The 18,118-nt window shown below is 70.2% G+C and carries 22 protein-coding genes; 8 read left to right on the plus strand and 14 right to left on the minus strand.

From position 1 onward, the window contains the following. The 4 genes from ABZ749_RS09470 to ABZ749_RS09485 all read right to left on the minus strand — a co-directional run. The coding region (locus tag ABZ749_RS09470; protein ID WP_357225125.1) for a superoxide dismutase [Ni] at nucleotides 1-254 on the minus strand (254 nt) is incomplete at its 3' end. 99 nt (nucleotides 255-353) lie between these two features. Continuing rightward, nucleotides 354-1,169, minus strand: coding sequence for an inositol monophosphatase family protein (locus ABZ749_RS09475; RefSeq protein WP_357225034.1), 816 nt, complete (start codon nucleotides 1,167-1,169; stop codon nucleotides 354-356). A gap of 70 nt (nucleotides 1,170-1,239) precedes the next feature. After that, a complete protein-coding gene (locus ABZ749_RS09480; protein WP_357225039.1) occupies nucleotides 1,240-1,755 on the minus strand; it encodes a hypothetical protein in 516 nt (171 codons plus the stop codon). 117 nt (nucleotides 1,756-1,872) lie between these two features. Then, nucleotides 1,873-2,322 (minus strand): hypothetical protein, encoded by a 450-nt coding sequence (locus tag ABZ749_RS09485; RefSeq protein WP_357225044.1) that lies wholly within the window; start codon nucleotides 2,320-2,322, stop codon nucleotides 1,873-1,875. Nucleotides 2,323-2,545: 223 nt separating this feature from the next. Between ABZ749_RS09485 and ABZ749_RS09490 the strand changes: the two genes are divergently transcribed. Both ABZ749_RS09490 and ABZ749_RS09495 read left to right on the plus strand, forming a co-directional pair. Further along, complete coding sequence (locus ABZ749_RS09490) at nucleotides 2,546-3,307, plus strand: GNAT family N-acetyltransferase (RefSeq protein ID WP_357225049.1); 762 nt, start codon at nucleotides 2,546-2,548, stop codon at nucleotides 3,305-3,307. A gap of 33 nt (nucleotides 3,308-3,340) precedes the next feature. Next, nucleotides 3,341-4,060: a tetratricopeptide repeat protein gene (locus tag ABZ749_RS09495; RefSeq protein WP_357225054.1), complete on the plus strand. Its 720-nt coding sequence runs from the start codon at nucleotides 3,341-3,343 to the stop codon at nucleotides 4,058-4,060. On the opposite strand, the gene ABZ749_RS09500 is transcribed toward ABZ749_RS09495, so the two are convergent. Genes ABZ749_RS09500 through ABZ749_RS09510 form a run of 3 tightly spaced genes read right to left on the minus strand, consistent with a single transcriptional unit; the run spans nucleotide 4,057 to nucleotide 6,871 of the window. Continuing rightward, nucleotides 4,057-4,773: an NAD(P)-binding domain-containing protein gene (locus ABZ749_RS09500; RefSeq protein WP_357225058.1), complete on the minus strand. Its 717-nt coding sequence runs from the start codon at nucleotides 4,771-4,773 to the stop codon at nucleotides 4,057-4,059. The genes ABZ749_RS09495 and ABZ749_RS09500 overlap by 4 nt on opposite strands. A 27-nt stretch (nucleotides 4,774-4,800) precedes the next feature. Further along, nucleotides 4,801-5,829 carry an LLM class flavin-dependent oxidoreductase gene (locus ABZ749_RS09505; RefSeq protein WP_357225063.1) on the minus strand — a complete coding sequence of 343 codons (1,029 nt, stop codon included), beginning with the start codon at nucleotides 5,827-5,829 and terminating at the stop codon, nucleotides 4,801-4,803. Then, on the minus strand, nucleotides 5,822-6,871 hold the full coding sequence (locus ABZ749_RS09510; protein WP_357206360.1) for an LLM class flavin-dependent oxidoreductase: 1,050 nt from the start codon (nucleotides 6,869-6,871) through the stop codon (nucleotides 5,822-5,824). Before ABZ749_RS09510 ends, ABZ749_RS09505 begins: the two co-directional genes overlap by 8 nt. A 109-nt stretch (nucleotides 6,872-6,980) precedes the next feature. Between ABZ749_RS09510 and ABZ749_RS09515 the strand changes: the two genes are divergently transcribed. The 4 genes from ABZ749_RS09515 (at nucleotide 6,981) to ABZ749_RS09530 (ending at nucleotide 9,692) form a co-directional block, all read left to right on the plus strand. Next, nucleotides 6,981-7,472 carry a MarR family transcriptional regulator gene (locus tag ABZ749_RS09515; protein WP_357225068.1) on the plus strand — a complete coding sequence of 164 codons (492 nt, stop codon included), beginning with the start codon at nucleotides 6,981-6,983 and terminating at the stop codon, nucleotides 7,470-7,472. A gap of 106 nt (nucleotides 7,473-7,578) precedes the next feature. After that, nucleotides 7,579-7,761: a hypothetical protein gene (locus ABZ749_RS09520; protein WP_357225072.1), complete on the plus strand. Its 183-nt coding sequence runs from the start codon at nucleotides 7,579-7,581 to the stop codon at nucleotides 7,759-7,761. 138 nt (nucleotides 7,762-7,899) lie between these two features. Beyond that, nucleotides 7,900-9,033, plus strand: a complete 1,134-nt coding sequence (locus ABZ749_RS09525; protein WP_357225076.1) for a sensor histidine kinase — start codon at nucleotides 7,900-7,902, stop codon at nucleotides 9,031-9,033. Beyond that, complete coding sequence (locus tag ABZ749_RS09530) at nucleotides 9,030-9,692, plus strand: response regulator transcription factor (RefSeq protein WP_357225081.1); 663 nt, start codon at nucleotides 9,030-9,032, stop codon at nucleotides 9,690-9,692. The genes ABZ749_RS09525 and ABZ749_RS09530 overlap by 4 nt, the downstream gene beginning before the upstream one ends. Nucleotide 9,693: 1 nt before the next feature. On the opposite strand, the gene ABZ749_RS09535 is transcribed toward ABZ749_RS09530, so the two are convergent. The 3 genes from ABZ749_RS09535 to ABZ749_RS09545 form a co-directional block, all read right to left on the minus strand. Continuing rightward, a complete protein-coding gene (locus tag ABZ749_RS09535) occupies nucleotides 9,694-10,128 on the minus strand; it encodes a DUF6223 family protein (protein ID WP_357225086.1) in 435 nt (144 codons plus the stop codon). Nucleotides 10,129-10,287: 159 nt separating this feature from the next. Next, nucleotides 10,288-10,773: a nitroreductase/quinone reductase family protein gene (locus ABZ749_RS09540; RefSeq protein WP_357225092.1), complete on the minus strand. Its 486-nt coding sequence runs from the start codon at nucleotides 10,771-10,773 to the stop codon at nucleotides 10,288-10,290. Nucleotides 10,774-10,950: 177 nt separating this feature from the next. After that, nucleotides 10,951-11,706, minus strand: a complete 756-nt coding sequence (locus tag ABZ749_RS09545) for a hypothetical protein (RefSeq protein ID WP_357225097.1) — start codon at nucleotides 11,704-11,706, stop codon at nucleotides 10,951-10,953. Between the two features lie 346 nt (nucleotides 11,707-12,052). Here ABZ749_RS09545 and argS point away from each other — a divergent pair, with 346 nt between their 5' ends. After that, nucleotides 12,053-13,771 (plus strand): arginine--tRNA ligase, encoded by a 1,719-nt coding sequence (gene argS / locus ABZ749_RS09550; RefSeq protein ID WP_357225102.1) that lies wholly within the window; start codon nucleotides 12,053-12,055, stop codon nucleotides 13,769-13,771. Nucleotides 13,772-13,792: 21 nt separating this feature from the next. Here the strand turns inward: argS and ABZ749_RS09555 are convergent, their stop codons facing one another. The 3 genes from ABZ749_RS09555 to ABZ749_RS09565 all read right to left on the minus strand — a co-directional run bounded on the left by ABZ749_RS09555 (nucleotide 13,793) and on the right by ABZ749_RS09565 (nucleotide 16,695). Continuing rightward, entirely contained in the window at nucleotides 13,793-14,134 is a 342-nt protein-coding gene (locus tag ABZ749_RS09555; protein ID WP_238686609.1) for a metalloregulator ArsR/SmtB family transcription factor, read from the minus strand. Between the two features lie 189 nt (nucleotides 14,135-14,323). After that, nucleotides 14,324-15,517, minus strand: a complete 1,194-nt coding sequence (locus ABZ749_RS09560; RefSeq protein ID WP_357225108.1) for an endo-1,4-beta-xylanase — start codon at nucleotides 15,515-15,517, stop codon at nucleotides 14,324-14,326. Between the two features lie 347 nt (nucleotides 15,518-15,864). Beyond that, entirely contained in the window at nucleotides 15,865-16,695 is an 831-nt protein-coding gene (locus ABZ749_RS09565) for a PIG-L family deacetylase (RefSeq protein ID WP_357225112.1), read from the minus strand. Nucleotides 16,696-16,885: 190 nt separating this feature from the next. Between ABZ749_RS09565 and ABZ749_RS09570 the strand changes: the two genes are divergently transcribed. After that, the gene (locus ABZ749_RS09570; RefSeq protein ID WP_357225115.1) at nucleotides 16,886-17,791 is read left to right on the plus strand and encodes an alpha/beta hydrolase; all 906 of its coding nucleotides are present in this window, start codon (nucleotides 16,886-16,888) and stop codon (nucleotides 17,789-17,791) included. Between the two features lie 4 nt (nucleotides 17,792-17,795). Here the strand turns inward: ABZ749_RS09570 and ABZ749_RS09575 are convergent. Further along, a partial coding sequence (locus ABZ749_RS09575; RefSeq protein WP_357225120.1) for a peptide chain release factor-like protein occupies nucleotides 17,796-18,118 on the minus strand: 323 nt, incomplete at its 5' end.

An 18,118-nucleotide genomic window follows, 5' to 3' on the forward strand; every position in this document is an offset into this window, starting at 1 on the left:
CACCCTCTTCCCCCACCCGCCCCTCTTCCTATCAACCGCCCCCCGTGGTGGTGTTCCACCCGTGGGGCGCGCTGCTCCTTGATGAGCAGCGCGCGGGTGCGAAACTCCGGGTCGTCGCTGGCCTGGTACTTCTCGGAGATCGCCTTGATGGACTCGGCCTCGATGCGGGCCTGCGCCGGGTCGTAGACGCCGCAGGGGAGGTCGCAGTGCGCGCTCGCGACGGTGCGTGGGCGGAGAAGGCGGGACAGGAACATCGGAATCCCTTCGACGGTGGCGTTCGGCCGACGTACGTCCGGGCGCGGCGGCCCGGACGTGATCATCTAGGGACGCTAGAACTTCAACCGCACTTCATGTCAAGACCGGGTCGATGGCTGGCCCTGTTTCCGGATGAGCGTCAGCAGGGCCGCGTGCGTCCGCTCGTCCGCGGCCACCACGAGACCGTCGCCACCGGTGTGCAGGGGCTGACCGTCGAGCCCGGTGGCCACGCAGCCGGCCGCCTCGCAGAGCGCGATTCCGGCCGCGAAGTGGACGCTGTTGCGCAGGTCGTGGCGGTCGGTCACATAGGCGGCGCGGCGGCCGGCGGCGACCCAGGCCACGGCCAGGCTGGTGGAGACCACCCGGGGCCGGAACTGGTCGACGAAGCCCTCGTCGGCGAGCAGACGGGCGGCCAGGAAGACGTCCCGATTGGGAAAGGGCGGGTCGAGGTTCAGGTCGACAAGCGTCGACTCGGCCGACGGGACGAGTCGCTCGTCCGTCCCCGCAACCCCCCGGACGTACGCGGCGGTGCCGTCGGTCCAGAACACCTCATCGGCGAACGGGTCCACCGACGCCGCCACTGTGACGTCCGGCCCGACCCGCAGGGCGACGTTGACCGAGGCCAGCATGGTCCGCGCGGCGAAGTTCAACGTCCCGCACAGCGGGTCGACCAGCCAGGTGCGCCCGTTGTCGCCGGCACCCGTGCGCCCGCTCTCCTCGGCCACCACGGCGTCGTCCGGACGCGCCGCGCGCAGGACGTCGATGATGGCGTGCTCGGCCTCCATGTCGGCGGCCGTGGCGAAGTCGCCGGCGGTCTTCATGACGCGCGTCAGTGCTGAGCCGTACCGGGAGCCGACGACTGCGGCTCCAGCTTCGGCCGCCTCGATGGCCAGCGCCTGGTCTGTGATCGACATGCCCGAACCATAGGAGCCGAGTGCAATGTCGATGACAGCCCCGCATCCGGGCCGTGGGTCACCGGGCAGGTCAGTCCGACAGTTCGATGATCGGTAGTTGACTGACGACTGCCGTCAGGATCATGGGAGCGTCGCCGTCACACTGGTTGACCGAGACCGCGACCCACCGCCCCTCGGTCACGGTCGGCCCCCACACGGTCAGGTCGCCGTAGCAGTCCAGGTCACAGAGCGACTGGAACAGCGCCGGCATGGGTTCACCGGCCTGGTCCCGAAACAGCGGCACCCGCATGGAGACAGTGCGGTGCGCGCCCCACCTCTGGGTCAACTCCGCTACGACGAGGGCCAGGTTCGCCTCGGCGGTCTCCTCTGCCTGGTTCCATTCGGCGCCGTACACACCCGTCAGGGCGTCGCTCTCCCAGAGCGGGGCGATCCGAAAACCCTCGCCCCGGGTGCCGGTCCACTCACCGGTGACCGGGTCCCCCTCGCTGACCGGCACGCCACCTGTGGGCAGCTCCGCGGCGAGCAGGGATTCGATGTCGGAGACCGTCCGACCCGTGTCGAACACCTCGCCGGCCCGGCCGGTCATCGGGGGACTCGTCGTACCGCCGCCGGCCCACATCGCATCGTCCGCACCACCTGTCTCCGTCGGCTCCGGCCCTCCATCATCGCACCGTGAGCGAGCCGACGAGGGGGCAGGCGTCGGTCAGGAGACCGCTGTCCGCACCAGCTCGGTGAGCTTCTTCTCCACGGTCGGGCTCCACTGCTGCAACGCGTACGCCACCGGCCAGAAATCCCCGTCGTCGAGGTTGGCCGGGTCCTGGAAGCCCACTGTCGAGTACCGGTAGTTGAACTTGCCGGAGTCCTGGAAGAAGACGACGATCTTGCCGTCCTCGTTCGCGTAGGCGGGCATCCCGTACCAGGTCTTCGGCGTCAGCCCCGGGGCGGCGGCGGTCACCGTCACGTGCACCCGCTCGGCGAGCGCGCGGTCCTCCGGCTCCATCTGCGCGATCCGGTCGAGGATCGCTTGCAGCCCGTCCGCCTTCTTGGCACCCTTCTTGCCCTCGGCGCGCAGCTCGTCGGCGCGCTCCTTCATCGCGGCCCGCTCCTCGGCGCTGAAGCCGTCGGACCCGGTCGTGGTGGTCTTCGCGGACATTCTCGGGCTTCCTCTCGTCGTCTGGCCCGGCGCGCTGCCGACTGCCTGGGGAAAGGCTAGGCCGGGCGGCGCTCGCGAGCTTCTCGATTCCTGATCGTTCGGCGACCGTCCTCCTGCCGGTGAGGTGCCGCTGCGGGGTGACCTCGGCCTCTCGAAGGTGCTCACCAACCCGACCGGTGGCTAGGTTGCTGGGCGAGGGCGAGCGTTCCGGGGGGAACCAGACATGAGCACCACCGCCGACCAGATGGCGACCGCGTACTTCGACGCGATCCAACTCCTCTGCCAGGTGACGCCGAAGGGCTGGTACGCCGAGCGGGGCACCGCTCGCGCGGGGCTCACCCACGCCAGCGTTCCGACGCTCAACGGGGTCCTCGAGACGGCCACCGAGCCGGATCTCGCGGCCATCGACGAGTTGGCGACCGAGGTCAGCCGGCAGACACCGCGCTGGTCGATCATCATTCGCGGTGCGGCGAGCGACGATGTCGCCCAACTGGCGGCCCGGCACGGGCTGCGCGGACGCAGCGACCTCCCCCTGATGGCGTGCGCCACCGACGACATCGTGTTCCGGGCCGGCTCGACCCCGCAGGCACTGGTCCGCCGGGTCGGAGCCGCCGAGAGCGACAGGTACACCGACGCCCTCACCCGGAGCTTCGAGGCGCCCGACGGCGTCTTCGGCCCGCTGATGGGCGGCGCGGTGCTCGATACCGACGCCATCAGCGGGTATCTGGCCGAGGAGTCCGGCAGCCCGGTCGGCACCGGGCTCGGCATTCGCACCTCCGGCGTGATCGGGGTGTTCAACATCGCCGTCGTACCGTCCGCCCGGGGCCGCGGCCTGGGCCGGGCGCTCACCGAGGCGGCGGTGCGCGACGGCGTCGCCGCCGGCGCGGACGCCGCGTACCTGCACGCCAGCCCGATGGGTCGACCGCTCTACGAGGCGATGGGCTTCGCGCTCGTGGAGACCTGGACCGTGTTCCAGGCGGCCTGACCGACGCGACCGGCCAGAAGAAGAGGAAGACCTGTGAGCTTCAGCGAGAACGTCCGCTCGGCCTTCCGGCGGGGCGAGACCGACGCCGTGGTGCGGATGAGCGAGGCCGAGATCGAGCGGGCCCAGGCGGCCGGCGACCTGGCGGGCGAGGTGGAGGCCCGCTACAGCCTCGCCCGGGTCGCCATTCGCGGCGGTGACCTGCCTGGTGGCGAGGCACGGGCCCGGGAAGCTCTCGCGGTGGCGCTGCGCTCCGGCGACCGGGCACTGGAGGAACGACCGAGGCACGTGCTGGCCGCCGTCGCGAGGATGTCCGGTGACCTGCTCCGCGCCCGGGACCTGTACCGGGAGAGCATCGCGCTCAACGAGGCGCTCGGCCAACCCAGGACGGTCAACTCCGAATTCCACAACCTCGCGTTCTGCGAGCTGGGGCTGGGCAACCTGGACGTGGCCCGTACGCTGTTCGCCGAGAACCGCGAGCGGGTGTTCCACAACGGCTGGGCCGACTTCGTGCCGTACGTCTGCGTCGCGGGCGCCGCGCTCGCGACCGCCGAGGGGGACCACTCCCGCGCGGCCAGGATGATCGGCGTCGCCGATGCCGCGTTCGCGGCACTCGGCCAGGTGCCGGACCCGGACGACGCCGCGGACCTCGCCAGGATGCGCGCCGCCGCCACCGAGGCGCTGGGCCCGGCCAACTTCGACCGGGAGTACGCCGTGGGCCGGCACCAGGAGCCCAGGGCGGCCTTCGGCGCCTAGGCGGCCTCGGGTGAGGTCGAGGCTCGGGCAGCGGTGATGATCCGTCCCCGCTCCGACTCCGGGAAGCGGTCGAGCATGGCGCGTACCTCGTCGGCGCTCACGTTGGCGCCGAACAGCTCGCTGCCCGGTTCGAGTCGTACCCCCTCGGCCAGTGGGCCGGCGACGACCGGGTCGAAGCCGAGCGCGTCGACCAGGGCCGCGACCTCGGTGAGGCCGGCGTCCTCGTCGCCGGCGATCGCGATGGCCTTGCGGCCGGTCGCCCCCGCCGGCCGGGCCTCGTCCTCCAGGTCGTGATAGCCCATGTGGTTGAACGCCTTGACGACGCGTGAGCCGGACAGGAACGCCTGGACTGTCTCGCTCGACGAGGTCCGCGGGTTGGTGAGGTCGTCGCGGATGCCGTCGATCTCCCACCAGTAGTTCATGGCATCGACGACGAGCTTGCCGCGTAACGCCTCGGCGGGAACGCTGCGGTACTTGCCCAGGGGCAGGGCGAGGATGACGACGTCGGCGTCGGCCGCCGCGTCGACCGCCGTGGTGGCCTCGGCCCCCGGGGCGAGGACCTCGACGGTGAGGGCGATCTTCGCCGGGTCGCCGGAGCCGGCCACCCGTACCCGGTAGCCGGCGGCGACGGCGAGCCGGGCGAGCACAGTGCCCACCTTGCCGGCCCCGAGAATGCCGAGGGTCGTGGGCCGGCTCCGGTCGTTGTCGTTCATGTCGTCCTCTCGCTGGGGAAGTGCTGATCAGGCCAGCAGTTCGCGGACCATGGGGATCACCTTCGAGCCGTAGAGTTCCACCGCGCGCATCCGGGCGCTGACCGGTTGCGCGCCGGCCGAGTAGATGAGGTCGAACCGGCCGACGCCGAGGCTGCGGATGGCACGGGCCATCCGGCGGGCCACCGTCTCCGGTGAGCCGATGTAGAGGGAGCCGTTCTCCACCTCGGAGTCGAACTCCTGACGGCGGATCGGGGGCCAGCCCCGCAGTTTGCCGATCCGGTCCCGCATGATCCGGTAGTGCGGCCAGTAGATCTCCTTGGCCTGCTCGTCGGTGTCGGCGATGAAGCCCGGCGAGTGCATGCCGACCGGGTGCGCTGTGGTGCCGAGCTGATCGGCGGCCCTGCGGTACAGGTCGATGTAGGGCGCGAAGCGCTCGGGGGCGCCGCCGATGATGGCGAGCATGAGCGGCAGCCCGTACTGGGCGGTGCGGACGACCGACTGCGGCGAGCCACCCACACCGACCCAGGTGTCCAGGTGACCCGACTCGGTCTTCGGGAACACGTCGGCGTTCTCGAGCGGGGCACGCAGGGTGCCGCTCCAGGTGACCGGCTTCTCGTCGAGCAACTTGACGAACAGTTCGATTTTCTCCTCGAACAGCGTGTCGTAGTCGCGGAGGTCGTAGCCGAAGAGGGGGAACGACTCGGTGAACGAGCCGCGACCGAGGATGACCTCGGCTCGGCCGTTCGACAGCGCGTCCACTGTGGCGAAGCGCTGGAACACCCGTACCGGGTCGTCGGAACTCAGCACTGTCACGCCGGAGGCCAACCGGATCCGCGAGGTGCGGGTGGCGATTCCGGCCAGCACCGTCTCCGGTGTGGAGACCGAGTACTCGGGCCGGTGGTGCTCGCCCAGGGCGATGACGTCGACCCCGAGTTGGTCGGCGAGCACGGCCTCGTCGACGACCTGCCGGATCGCCGCCGCGTGGGAGACGAGTTTGCCGTTGTCGTCCTCCGGTACGTCGCCGAACGTGTCCAGGCCGAACAGCAGATCAGACATGGTTGGGCTCCTTAGCCAGCAGCTCCCGGACCCGCGGCGCGACCTCACTGCCCAGCAGTTGGATGGTGCGCGCCCGTGCCTCGCGGGGCAGGTGCATGATGTCGTACTTCAGGTCGAAGCGGCTCAGTCGCAGGTCGCGAGCGACAGTGGCGATCTTCTGCGCCACCGTCTCGGGCGAACCGACGAAGAGCGCCCCGTGGTCGATTTCCGCCTCGTAGCGCGCGCGGTCCGGTTTGTAGAAGCCGCGTTCCGCGGCCAGGGCCGCCACCACCGGCTGCCAGTACCGCCACCACGTCTCCACCGCCTCCTCGTCGGTGTCTGCGACAAGGCCGAGTGAGTGCTGCCCGATTGGCTGCAGGGTATGCCCGAATTGTTCGAGCGCTCTGGTGTAGAGGTCGACGTGACCGGCGAAGCGTTGGGGCCGTCCGCCGATGATTGCGAGCATGAGCGGCAGCCCGTGCCGGGCGGCGCGGATCACCGAGTTCGGGCTTCCCCCGACACCGATCCAGGTCGGGATGCCGCCCGGCTGCATCCGTGGGTGCAGCCGCTGTGCGGCCAGTGGGCTCCGTACCGTGCCGGACCAGGTGACCGGTTCGTCCTGTTGAAGCCGCAGGAAGAGGTCCAGCTTCTCCTCGAACAACCGCTCGTAGTCGGCCAGGTCGTACCCGAACAGCGGAAACGACTCGGTTGCGGATGCCCGGCCAAGGACGATCTGGGCGCGGCCGTCGGAGACGGCGTCCAGCGTGGAGAACTCGTGGTAGAGCCGTACCGGGTCGTTGGTGCTGAGCACGGTGACCGAGGTGCCGAGGCGAATTCGCTCGGTCGCCGTCGCGACTGCCGCCAGCAGCACCGGTGTCGCCGAGTCGTTGTGGCCCTCGCGGTAGTGCTCACCGACGCTGAACACGTCGAGTCCGGCCGACTCGGCGAGCCGTGCCTCGTCCACGAGTAGCCGTACGGTCTCGGCGTCGCTCAGGACCCGGTCGCCGTCGGTGGCCACCTCCCCGAACGAGTTGAGCCCCAGCTCGAAGTCTGCGGCTGCCATCGTCTCCTCCTCGGTGCAATCCGCCGGCGACCCACGGAAGCAGGCCTACCGGTTGACGTGTCAATGATGCTAACTTGGCGATTGACACGTCAATTCCCGGGAGAGTGAGATGACGGAGGCCACACCCGGCGGGCGGGGCGGACGCCAACTTCCCACCGCCGACGAGCTACGCATCTGGCGGGACTTCATCGAGACGACGGCAGCGCTCGGCTCCCGGCTCGAGTCCCGCCTACAGGGCGACTCCTCGCTCTCGACCGGAGACTACGCAGTGCTCCTCGCTCTCAGTGAGGCTGAGGGCGAGGCGATGCGGTCGTCCGAACTCGCCTCGCACATCGGGTGGGAGCGGAGCCGGCTCTCCCACCACCTCGGGCGGATGGAGCGGCGTGGCCTCATCCGCCGCCAGGAGTGCGCCACGGTTCCCCGTGGGGCGGAGGTGCTGCTCACGAAGGCCGGCGGCGAGGCGTTCAGGGGAGCCACCTTTCCCCACCTGCGCGCCATCCGGGAGTTCTTCGTCGACGCCCTCACGCCGGAGCAGATCGTCGCGGCCGGCGAGATCGCCTCGGCGCTGCGAGCGCAGCTCGACTCCCTGGGCAAAGGTTGATCACCGCCGATCGATAGCCGCGAGTGCGCAAGCGATTGCCGAGAGCTACGCCCGGGCGGTCCAATCCTCCAGAAAAAGCCTGCTCCGCCGCCTGGCAGGTATGTCCATGAGGGAGGCCGCCACCGCAGAGGCCCGCCGCGTTCGACCGGGCCAACCCGGCCCCGGGCGTACGGAGTCGGTGCTGCCGGAGCTGCGGGAGATGTGGTGGGTCCGTACCGGTGTGGTGGCCGCGACGCCCGGCAGGATCGCATCGAGGCCGCCGCCGGCCGCGCCGTCGCCCACGACATGATCAACGAACTTCCACTTGGGTACGAGACCGGATCTTCGTCCTGCACCACGACGCGAACCTGGCCGAGGGCAGCCAGCACACCTGAACCGTCCAGTCGGACCTTCTCCCGCTCATTCGCGGGAGGCTAGGCTTCGGCCCATGTCAGGGTGGCGGGGCCGGACGGCGGACGTGCTCCTGGTGCCCGCCGTGGGTCTGGTCGCCGTCGTCGGCCTGGTGGTGCAGTCGCGCGGCATCGCCACCGTCGCCGAGTGGGCGGCGCTGCTGGTGGTGCTGCTCTCCACCGGCGCGCTGTACGTCCGCCGACGTCACCCGGTGCCGGTGGGCGTCGTGGCGCTGACCGCCATTGGCGCGTACGGGGCGTTGCTGCACCGGCCCGGCCCGATCATGCTGGTGTTCGTCGTCGCGCTCTACACCGTCGTCGACGAGGGACATCTCGCGGTCGCCATCGGGCTCGGTCTCGCCTCGGTGATCGCCTTCGCCGTGGCGGACAGCTACAACCGCTCCCCGAACACCATGAACGGGGCGACGCTGCTGCACGCCGGTTGGCTCGTCGCGGTCATCGTCGGCGTGACCCGCAACCGCCGCGCCTACCTCGCCGAGGCGCAGGCCCGAGCGGTCGTCGCCGAGCAGCGGATGGAGGAGGAGGCCCGACGACGGGCCACCGAAGAGCGGCTGCGCATCGCCCGGGAGCTGCACGACGTGCTCGGCCACCACCTGTCGTTGATCAACGTGCAGGCCAGCGCCGCGTTGCACCGACCCGACCCGGTCCGGTCCGAACAGGCCCTCACCGCGATCAAACAGACCAGCAAGGAGACGTTGAGTGAGTTGCGCGCGACGCTGGGCGCACTGCGGCAGGCCCCGGCGGTCATGCCCGCACCCGGTCTGAACCGCCTCGGTGATCTGATCAGGACGGCCGCTCGGCCGGAGTTGGAGATCCGTACCGAGCTGGCCGAGACGCGGTCGCTACCGCCGGAGGTCGATCTGGCGGTGTATCGGATCGTTCAGGAGGCGCTCACCAACGTGGCGCGTCACGCGCGTGCCACCACCGCAGTGGTCCGGGTCCGGCCCGATCACGACGACGTGCTCGTGGAGGTCGAGGACGACGGCGCCGGTCAGCCGGGTTCGCCGGGCAGCGGGATCCTCGGAATGCGGGAGCGGGCCCTGGCACTCGGCGGGTCGTTGACCACTGGCGCGCAGCCGGACGGGGGCTTCCGGGTCCGCGCCCGGCTGCCGATGCGACCCGACCCGGCACCGGTGGGGGAGCAGATGTGATCCGGCTGCTCCTCGTCGACGACCAGACCCTCGTACGCGCCGGCTTCCGGTCCATCCTCGACGGTGAGGACGGTCTCCAGGTGGTCGGCGAGGCCGCCGATGGATTCGAGGCGGTGCGGCTGGCCCGGCACCTGCGACCCGATGTCGTCCTCATGGACATCCGGATGCCCGGGCTCGACGGCCTGGCCGCCACCGGTGAGATCGTCGCGCACTCCGATGCTCGCGTCATCATCCTGACCACGTTCGACCTGGACGATTACGTCTACGGCGCGCTGCGTGCCGGTGCCAGCGGCTTCCTGGTCAAGGACACCGAGCCAGCGGAGTTGATCCACGGAGTGCGGGTGGTGGCCCGGGGTGACGCGTTGATCGCGCCGTCGATCACCCGGCGGTTGATCGCCGAGTTCGCGGCCCGGGCCAAACATCCCGACCCCGGGCCGCGACTGAGCGTGCTCACCGAGCGGGAGCGTGAAGTGCTGACGCTGGTCGCCGCCGGCCTCTCCAACGACGAGATCGCGGCACGGTTGGTGCTGAGCCCGGCGACCGCCAAGACACATGTCAGCCGGATCATGACCAAGGCCCATGCCCGGGACCGAGCCCAGTTGGTGATCCTCGCCTATGAGTCCGGTCTGACCGTGCCGGGTTGGCTCGCTCGCTCCTGAGTCAGCCCGCCAGGCGGCCGGTGCGGCGCGCGCGAACCAGGGCCAGCCCGCCGAGCACCACCGCGGCCAGTCCGACCGCGAGCGCCACATAGGCCCCGCCTCGCCCGTTGCCCGTGCCGATGCCACTGTCGGCGGTGGCCGCCACCAGCCCGCCGAGGGCCATACCGATCAGCCCCGTCGCCAGGGCCAGGACGGCTCCGAGGCTCCCCGAGCCGGTGCCGAGCCGACTGGCGGGGCGGGCCACTGCCAGTCCTCCGATGATCGTGCCGGCCAGCCCCAGCAGGACGGCCACAGCGGCCCCGAAACGCCCGGAACTCATGGATAGAGCAGTGGCTGCGCTTGGCTGGGCGGACACGTGCGCGGCTGCCGGTACGGCCAGCTCGATCCCCGCGAGCGGGGCGGCTACGGCGGCGGCGAACAGGTGACTGACAGACATCGTGGATCCCCTCGGTCGCATGGCGAATACAGGTGGCAGCCTAGGAAGCAACCAGCTGGTGAGTCGTCATGCCGGAGTTGCCGATGGGCCTACCACCCGGGATGTACGCGTCCGGCACCTCGTACCGCCTCAGTTGTCCGGCGGGTACGAGGTGCGCGCTCACGCCACGTCGTCATCACCCGATGCGGGCTCCAGCACCACCACTGTCGTCTCCGACGATCGCCGTGCCGCGTGGGCGTCGAAGTTCTTGTCGGCCGCGCGCCACAGTGGCCACAGTCGCGACCGTTCGTCGTCGGTGGCGACGCGACCGCGCACCAGCCGGCGCCCGTCGGCCAGCTCGACGGACGCGTCCGGATGGGCCTGGAGGTTGAGCCACCAGGCGGGGGCACCCTCGCCCCACCCGTTCATCGCCACCCCGACCAGGTTCGGGCCATCCTCGAAGTACGCGATGATGACGCTGCGCTGTTGGCCGGTGCGGCGACCGGTCGTGGTCAGGCGCAACGTGCCCCACCGGTGCTCGCGCGGTCGCCACAGCCCGACCCGGCTGCCGCTGACCCGGTACATGCCCCGGTGCACCGACCAGGCCAGCCGGATGAACCACCGCGGCGGAAGCCACGGCGCCTTCGTCTCCTGACCGTCCGACATGACGACCTCCTCCACCGACCAACGCTGATGGCCCGGGTGGCTGCTTCACACTGTCGCGATTGCCACTGTGGACCGGAATCCCCAAGTCTTCCGGCGCGAGCGCGACTCGCGTCGAGGTGTCCATGATTCGACCGAGGATCGAACCGATCGGTGGAAGCCCGCGTCGGAACGGGCGGGTTACCGCTGCCAGGCGTCGATGGCGCGTACGCCGTCGCGGACGACCCGGTCCAGGATGGCGGGGTTGCCGCTGGTGCCCTCCCACCCCTGGTCGTCGAAGACCGTCACCGTGCTGTCGACGCGGGCCACCGCGATCTGGCTGGACGCGGTGTCGCCGGTGCGTTCGCCGTTCAGGCTCGTCTCGGGCCACGTCCGGGTCAGCAGCAACGCCTCGTCGCCGACCCCGGGCAGCGCCTTACTCTTGACGGTGACGCGGTTTCCGGACTGGTCGTACGAGGGGCACGCCTGCACGGCGGTGCGGAGCCGGCTCAGGTAACCCGGGGCGCCGTCGCCGTCGAAGGTGAAGATGGTCTGGTGGATCATTCCCTGCGGCACGTTGCTGGAGGGCTCGCCGGCCTTCTGGTAGGTGACCGTCATCGCGGCGCTCGCGGTGACCTGCCGGCCGCCGGTGCCGAACTCGTTGCCGCACAGCTTCGGCAACGCCTCCTCGACAGGCGTCGTCCGTCGCGGGGACTTCCGTAGTTCGGCGGGCAACTCGACGAAGGCCGAGGTCGGGATCGTCACCGGGGTGCTCGCGCTCGGCGATGGCGGATCTGTCGGGGGCACTGACGTCGACGCGGTGGCCGGTGCCGTGGTCGCCGGGGCAGAGCCGGGCGGATCCTCGGTGGCGGTGCAGGCAGCGGCCAGCGTGACGGCGCCGAGCAGCGCCAGCGCGCGTCGTGTACGGGCCATCGGCAGTGGTGCGTGTCGGCTCATCATCACCCCTTGTCTGTCCCGATGCAGTTCCCTGGGCCGAGTCGACCGAAACGACCAGGCGACGTTTCGGGCATCGCCCGGACCACGGGAATTGGCGTGTCGTCGCGTCGGCCGGGCCGCTAGGCTGCCCGGCATGACCAGCGTGATCGCTCAGTGCACCGGACTGTCGTGTGACGTCCAGGTCGGTGCGGGGCGACGCCGGCGATCCGTCGCCCGCCCGCGCTGACCTGTTACCTGCGACCGGCGGATCGAGCCGCCGGTCGTTCACTGGTCGTCCTCGGTCCGCCCGTATCTCCCCGTCAACGGCTCGCGTGGCAGCGCGGGTCCGAGCGAGATCGGCGTACTCATGGATCTTGAGAAGTTGTTGTCCGACCGGCTGGCACCGGCGTTCGCGGCGGTGGCCGGTGGCCCGGTCGATCCGCTCGTGCGGCGGTCTCCGCGTGCGGACTTCCAGTCCGACGCGGCGCTGGCGCTGGCCCGGCGGCTCGGCCGCCCGCCGCGCGACATCGCCGCGGCGGTGCTGGCGCGCGCGGTGCTCGACGACGTCGGGGTGTCGGCGGAAGTGTCCGGGCCGGGCTTTCTCAACCTGACGGTTGCCGACCGGGCCCTGGCCGACCTGGTCGCCGGGCTGGCCGGTGACGCCCGGCTCGGCGTGCCGTCGACGGGGACGCCGCAGACAGTGGTGGTCGACTACTCGGCGCCCAACGTGGCGAAGGAGATGCACGTCGGGCACCTCCGCTCCACGGTCATCGGCGACGCGGCGGTGCGGCTGCTGGACTGGCTCGGGCACCGGGTGGTGCGGGTCAACCACCTGGGTGACTGGGGGACACCGTTCGGCATGCTGATCGAGCACCTGATCGACCTCGGCGAGGCCGAAGCCGCGCAGAACCTGTCGATGGGGGACCTGGACACCTTCTACCGGTCAGCCCGGGTGAAGTTCGACGCCGACGAGGCGTTCCAGGAACGGTCGCGGCTGCGGGTGGTCGCGTTGCAGCGTGGTGACGAGCGGACCCGCCGGTTGTGGCGGCTGCTGGTGACGCAGTCGGAGCGGTACTTCCTGACCGTGTACGACCTGCTCGACGTGACCTTGTCCGCTGCCGACTTCCGGGGCGAGAGCGCCTACAACGACCTGCTCGCGGGCGTCGTCGACGACCTGGACCGGCTGGGGCTGCTGCTGCCCAGCGGTGGCGCCGAGTGCGTCTTTCCGCAGGGGTTCATCGGCCGGGACGGCGAACCGCTGCCGCTGATCGTGCGCAAGAGCGACGGTGGGTACGGCTATCCGGCCAGCGACCTGGCCGCGCTGCGGCAGCGCGTCGGCGAGCTGGGCGCCACCCGGCTGCTGTACGTCGTCGGCCTACCGCAGCGGCAGCACTTCGCGATGGTGTTCGCCGTCGCCGAGGCGGCCGGCTGGCTCTGCCCGCCGGCCCGGGCCGAGCACCTCGGCTTCGGGTCCATCCTCGGCGGCGACGGGCGGATGCTGCGCAGCCGGGCCGGTGAGTCGGTGAAGCTGGTCGGGCTGTTGGAGGAGGCGGTCGCCCGCGCCACCGAGCTGGCCCGGAGCAGGAACCCGGATCTGGACGCCGGGACCGCCGCCGAGATCGGCCGTGCGGTGGGCATCGGCGCCATCAAGTACGCCGACCTGTCCGTCGACCGGACCAAGGACTACGTCCTGGACTGGGAACGGATGTTGGCGATGGACGGCAACACCGCTCCCTACCTTCAGTACGCGTACGCCCGGGTCCGGTCCGTGCTGCGGCGGGCCGGGACCGTCGTGCGGCCGGACGCGCCCATCGTGGTGGCGCAGCCGGCGGAGCGGGCGCTCGCGGTCGAGCTGCTCGGCTTCGCCGCTGTGGTCGGCGAGCTGGAGCGAAGTCTCGAGTTTCATCAGCTCGCCGGTTACCTGCACCGACTCGCGACGGCGTTCAACGCGTTCTATGAGCGCTGCCCGGTGTTGCGGGCCACGGATGAGCTGCGGGAGAGCCGGCTGCTGCTGGCCGAGTTGACCGCCCGGGTCCTGCGGCAGGGGCTGCACCTGCTGGGCATCCGCACGGTGGAGCGGATGTGACGCGCCGGCCTGCGGGCCCGGTCAGCGGGCCCGCTTCGTCGCCCGCTTCCGAGGCGGCGTCAACAGGTCGGCGATCTGCGCGATCGCGGAGGGCACCAGGCGGTAGTACGCCCAGACCCCGCGCTTGTCGCGTTCGAGGAGGCCGGCCTCGGTGAGGATCCGGAGGTGATGACTCACCGTCGGCTGGGAGAGATTCAGCGCCGCGGTGAGGTCACTCACTGAGGCCTCACCTTCCGGCGCGGACTGGATCAGGCTGAGCAACCGGAGTCGCGCCGGATCGGCGAAGGCCTTCAGCACCCCCGCTAGCCGCTCGGCATCGGCCCGCTTGATGGGATCGCCGGTGAGCGGCGAGATCGCAGGCATGGCAGTTTTCGCAGTTCCCACGCCTGCAATAGTGACACCAACACCATCAATAAACCGGCAGATCCGGCACCAGCCCTCCGATGGCGTCCGGATGGCGCGACGGAACCACCGAACGTGAGTCGAACGGCGACGTCCGTGGCGGCACACGGGCCGTGTGGAGCTTCGGGAAGCTCCACACGGCCCTGGGCGTCAGCGGCGGGGTTTGGGTGCGATGCGGGGCAGGACGTACGGCGGCCCCGCGAAGATCAGATCGGACTTCAACTCCTGGTACGCCCGCTTGGGCTGGTAGTTCTCGTCGTAGATGGTGGCCAGGCCCTCCGGTGGGTCGTTGAACGCGCCCGGCACCCACGAATGGTTGTCACTGAAACCCCAGACCGTGTACGACAGGCAGCTTCGGACGGCGAGGCACGCCTTCATCAGCACGCTGAAGTTGGCGGCCGACGCCTGTAGCCGGGGGTTGATCTCCTCGGAGTTGCCCGCCTGGACGCCCTCCGTCAGCTGGCTGCGGACGTCGACCTCGGTGAACGCGGTCGCGACGCCGAGCCCGCTGAACTTCTTCAGCGCGGCGGTCACCTGGAGGGTGTCGAAGTTGCCGTACTGGGTGCCCAGGTGGCCCTGGGCGCCGACACCGTCGATCGGGACGCCCTGGGCGCGCAGGCTCTTGGTCAGGTCGTAGACGAACTGGGTCTTGTCGTCGGCCGGGTTGCCCGAGCCGAACGCCTCGATGTTGTAGTCGTTGTAGAACAGCAGGGCCTTGGGGTCGGCGGCCCGCGCCCAGCGGAACGCGTCGGCGATGTAGCCGGGCCCGAGGTTCTGCGCCCAGAAGCCCTTGTAGTGCAGGGTCGACGGGGTGTCCCACGGGTCGCTGACGGCCTCGTTGACCACGTCCCACTGCCAGATCTTGCCCTTGTAGCGGTTCACCACAGTGGTGATGTGCTTGCGCAGCAGATCGCGTAACTCCTGCTTGCTGATGGAGCCGTCGGCGACGCCGCTGGTCAACCAGGCGGGCAGCTGGTTGTGCCAGACCAGCACGTGACCGCGCACGCTCTGCCTGTTGCGCTTGGCGAAGTCGACGAACTGGTCGGCCGGCCCCCAGTTGTAGGTGCCTCGGGTCGGCTCCAGGCTCTCCCACTTCATCACGTTCTCGGCGGTGACCGAGGTGAACTCGGAGGAGGCCAGTCTGCGGTACTGCGGGTCGTCGGCGTCGTTGAGTGCATCCATGCTCACCGCGGTGCCGACGTGCAGACCGTGGCGCAGGCCGAGGGTGCCGAGGCTCTGCGTCGTGGGGTCGTACGGTCGACTCGCGGTCGCCGGCACCGTGTTCAGCGTGGCGATGGTCGCGACGGCGACCAGGCCGACGCTCGACCACTGTCTCAACTTCATGTGCCTGCCCTTCCAGATGATCAATAGATAGATGTCGATCTAGGAGGTGAGGGTCCGGTCCTGCTCGGGTGGAGACGCGAGATGGCTGGGTGACGCCGGTGGTTCCGGCCGAAACCGGAAACTTGCTCGAAACGTTAAGCCGATCTATGTCTGGGCGTCAACGCTGAAAACTTCCGGAAATTCATCACATGACCTGCCCGGCAGTGAGTGGTCGGCCGGCGAAACTTTCGGCGACCGGAGGCCGGAGGTCGGCGACCGGTTCGGGTGGTGAGGTCGTTCGCGGCGCACGCCACCAGACACCGTCGAACCGGTGGCCGACGATGTCTGGTGGCGCTACCGAAGAGTGATCAGCGCAGACCGGCGAAGAGGTCGTCCTCGGGGGTCGGCGCGCCCGTGCGGTCCCGCACCCGCAGGAAGGTCTCCACGCCCATCAGCTCGGTGAACCGCTCCTGGCCCAGTTGCAGGAAGAAGATGTTCTCGGTCTGACTGGCGTGCGTGGCCAGCGCGGCGAACTTCTGCGCGCCGTACTTGCTGGTGTCGACCCAGGTGGTGATCTCGTCGTCGGGCAGACCGAGCTGCGGCCCCGGCTCCGACTCCGCGTCCGGCTCGGCCCACTCGACGCCGAGCTCCTTCATGATCCGACCGAACTCCGCGAACGCCGTACGCGGCACAGTGGTCCAGTAGACCTTCGCCGGGACGTCCGTCTGCTCGACAGCGGCCATGGTGATCCGATGCGCCTGGATGTGGTCCGGGTGGCCGTAGAAACCGTTCTCGTCGTACGTGACGATCACGTCCGGCCGATACTGCCGAATCAGCTCCGCGAGCCGGGCCGCCGCCTCCGCCACCGGCGTGATCCAGAACGCGCCGGGCTGGTCGTTCGTCGGCCAACCCATCATCCCCGAGTCGGCGTAGCCGAGGGTTTCCAGATGGGTGACGTTCAACGTCGCGCAGCTGGCCTCCAGCTCGGCCTGGCGCATCGCCACCACGGCGGCCGGGTCGTGCCCCTCCTCGCCCGGCTTGACCCCACCCGGGCCGTCTCCACATCGCCCGTCGGTGCAGGTCACGAGCACCGTCGTGACCCCTTCGGCGGCATAGCGGGCAAGGACGCCGCCGGTGCTCGTCGCCTCGTCGTCGGGGTGGGCGTGCACCGCCATCAGGGTCAGAGGTCGCTCAGCCATGCCATCACCCTACGGTCATCCGGCTACAGCCCCACGACCTCGACCGCGAACATCCCCGGGAGCGGGGCATCGTACCCAGTCCGGCATCCGTCGAGCGGTCCTTGTGTGAACGGCGCTCAGGCTCCGGGCAGGTCGCTAGATTCGGGCGTGATCGGCACATCCGAGCAGGTCCGGAAGCGGGGAGAAGTCGATGGCAAAGGCCGCTGGCGGGTTCACCGACCTGCGACAGATCGACGCCGGAGTCCTGAACGTCGGATACGTGGACGCCGGTCCGCCCGACGGGGACGCGGTGATCCTCCTGCACGGCTGGCCCTACGACATCCACAGCTTCGCCGACGTCGTACCGCTGCTCACCGCGGCCGGCAAGCGAGTCGTCGTCCCGTACCTGCGGGGCTACGGCACGACCCGGTTCCTCTCCGACGACACGATGCGAAACGGCGAACCAGCGACCATGGGGCTCGACCTCATCGCCCTGATGGACGCCCTGAACATCGACACCGCGAAGCTCGCCGGGTTCGACTGGGGCGCGCGGACCGCCGACGTCGTCGCCGCGCTGTGGCCCGAACGCTGCCGGGGGCTGGTCTCGGTCAGCGGCTACCTGATCGCCAGCCAGGAGTCCGGTAAGGCGCCGCTGCCGCCGAAGGCGGAGTTGGCGTGGTGGTACCAGTACTACTTCGCCACCGAGCGAGGGCGGGAGGGTTACGACAAGAACCGGCGCGCCTTCAACAAGCTGATCTGGCACACCGCGTCCCCCCAGTGGACGTTCGACGACGCGACGTACGACCGCAGCGCGGCGTCGTTCGACAACCCCGACCACGTCGACATCGTGATTCACAACTATCGGTGGCGGATGGCCCTCGCCGACGGCGAGGCACAGTACGACGACATCGAGAAGCGCCTGGCCACGCAACCGAAGATCACCGTGCCCAGTATTTCCATGGAAGGCGACGCCAACGGCGCGCCCCACGTCGAGCCCACCGTCTACGCCAAGCAGTTCACCGGCCAGTACGAGCACCGGACCGTCGGCGGCGGTGTCGGGCACAACCTGCCGCAGGAGGCGCCGCAGGCATTCGCTGACGCCGTGCTGGAGGTCTGAGCCGCTAGCGCGTCGGACGTTCCACCCGGACCGGGTCGCCGCGAACCAGCCTGTCGTGGACGCGCCACCGGGCGGTGGTGACGGCACGCCGCGCCGCCTCGTCGCCCTGCTCGATACGTTGGCGCAGCAGGTCCAGGGCGATCCGGCGATTGAGGCTGAACTGCCGCTCCTCGTCCACGACGACCACCAGGCCCGAGGGGCGGTGCGTCGCGCGTACCGCAGTGCTGGCCTTGTTCCGGTGCTGACCCCCCGGCCCGCCGGTGCGGCAGGCGACGATGTCGACGTCCGCCTCGCGAAACGTCGTCGGCCGAGCGTCGCGTTCGGGCG

The sequence above is a fragment of the Micromonospora sp. NPDC047753 genome (assembly GCF_040642735.1).
Lineage (GTDB): Bacteria > Actinomycetota > Actinomycetes > Mycobacteriales > Micromonosporaceae > Micromonospora.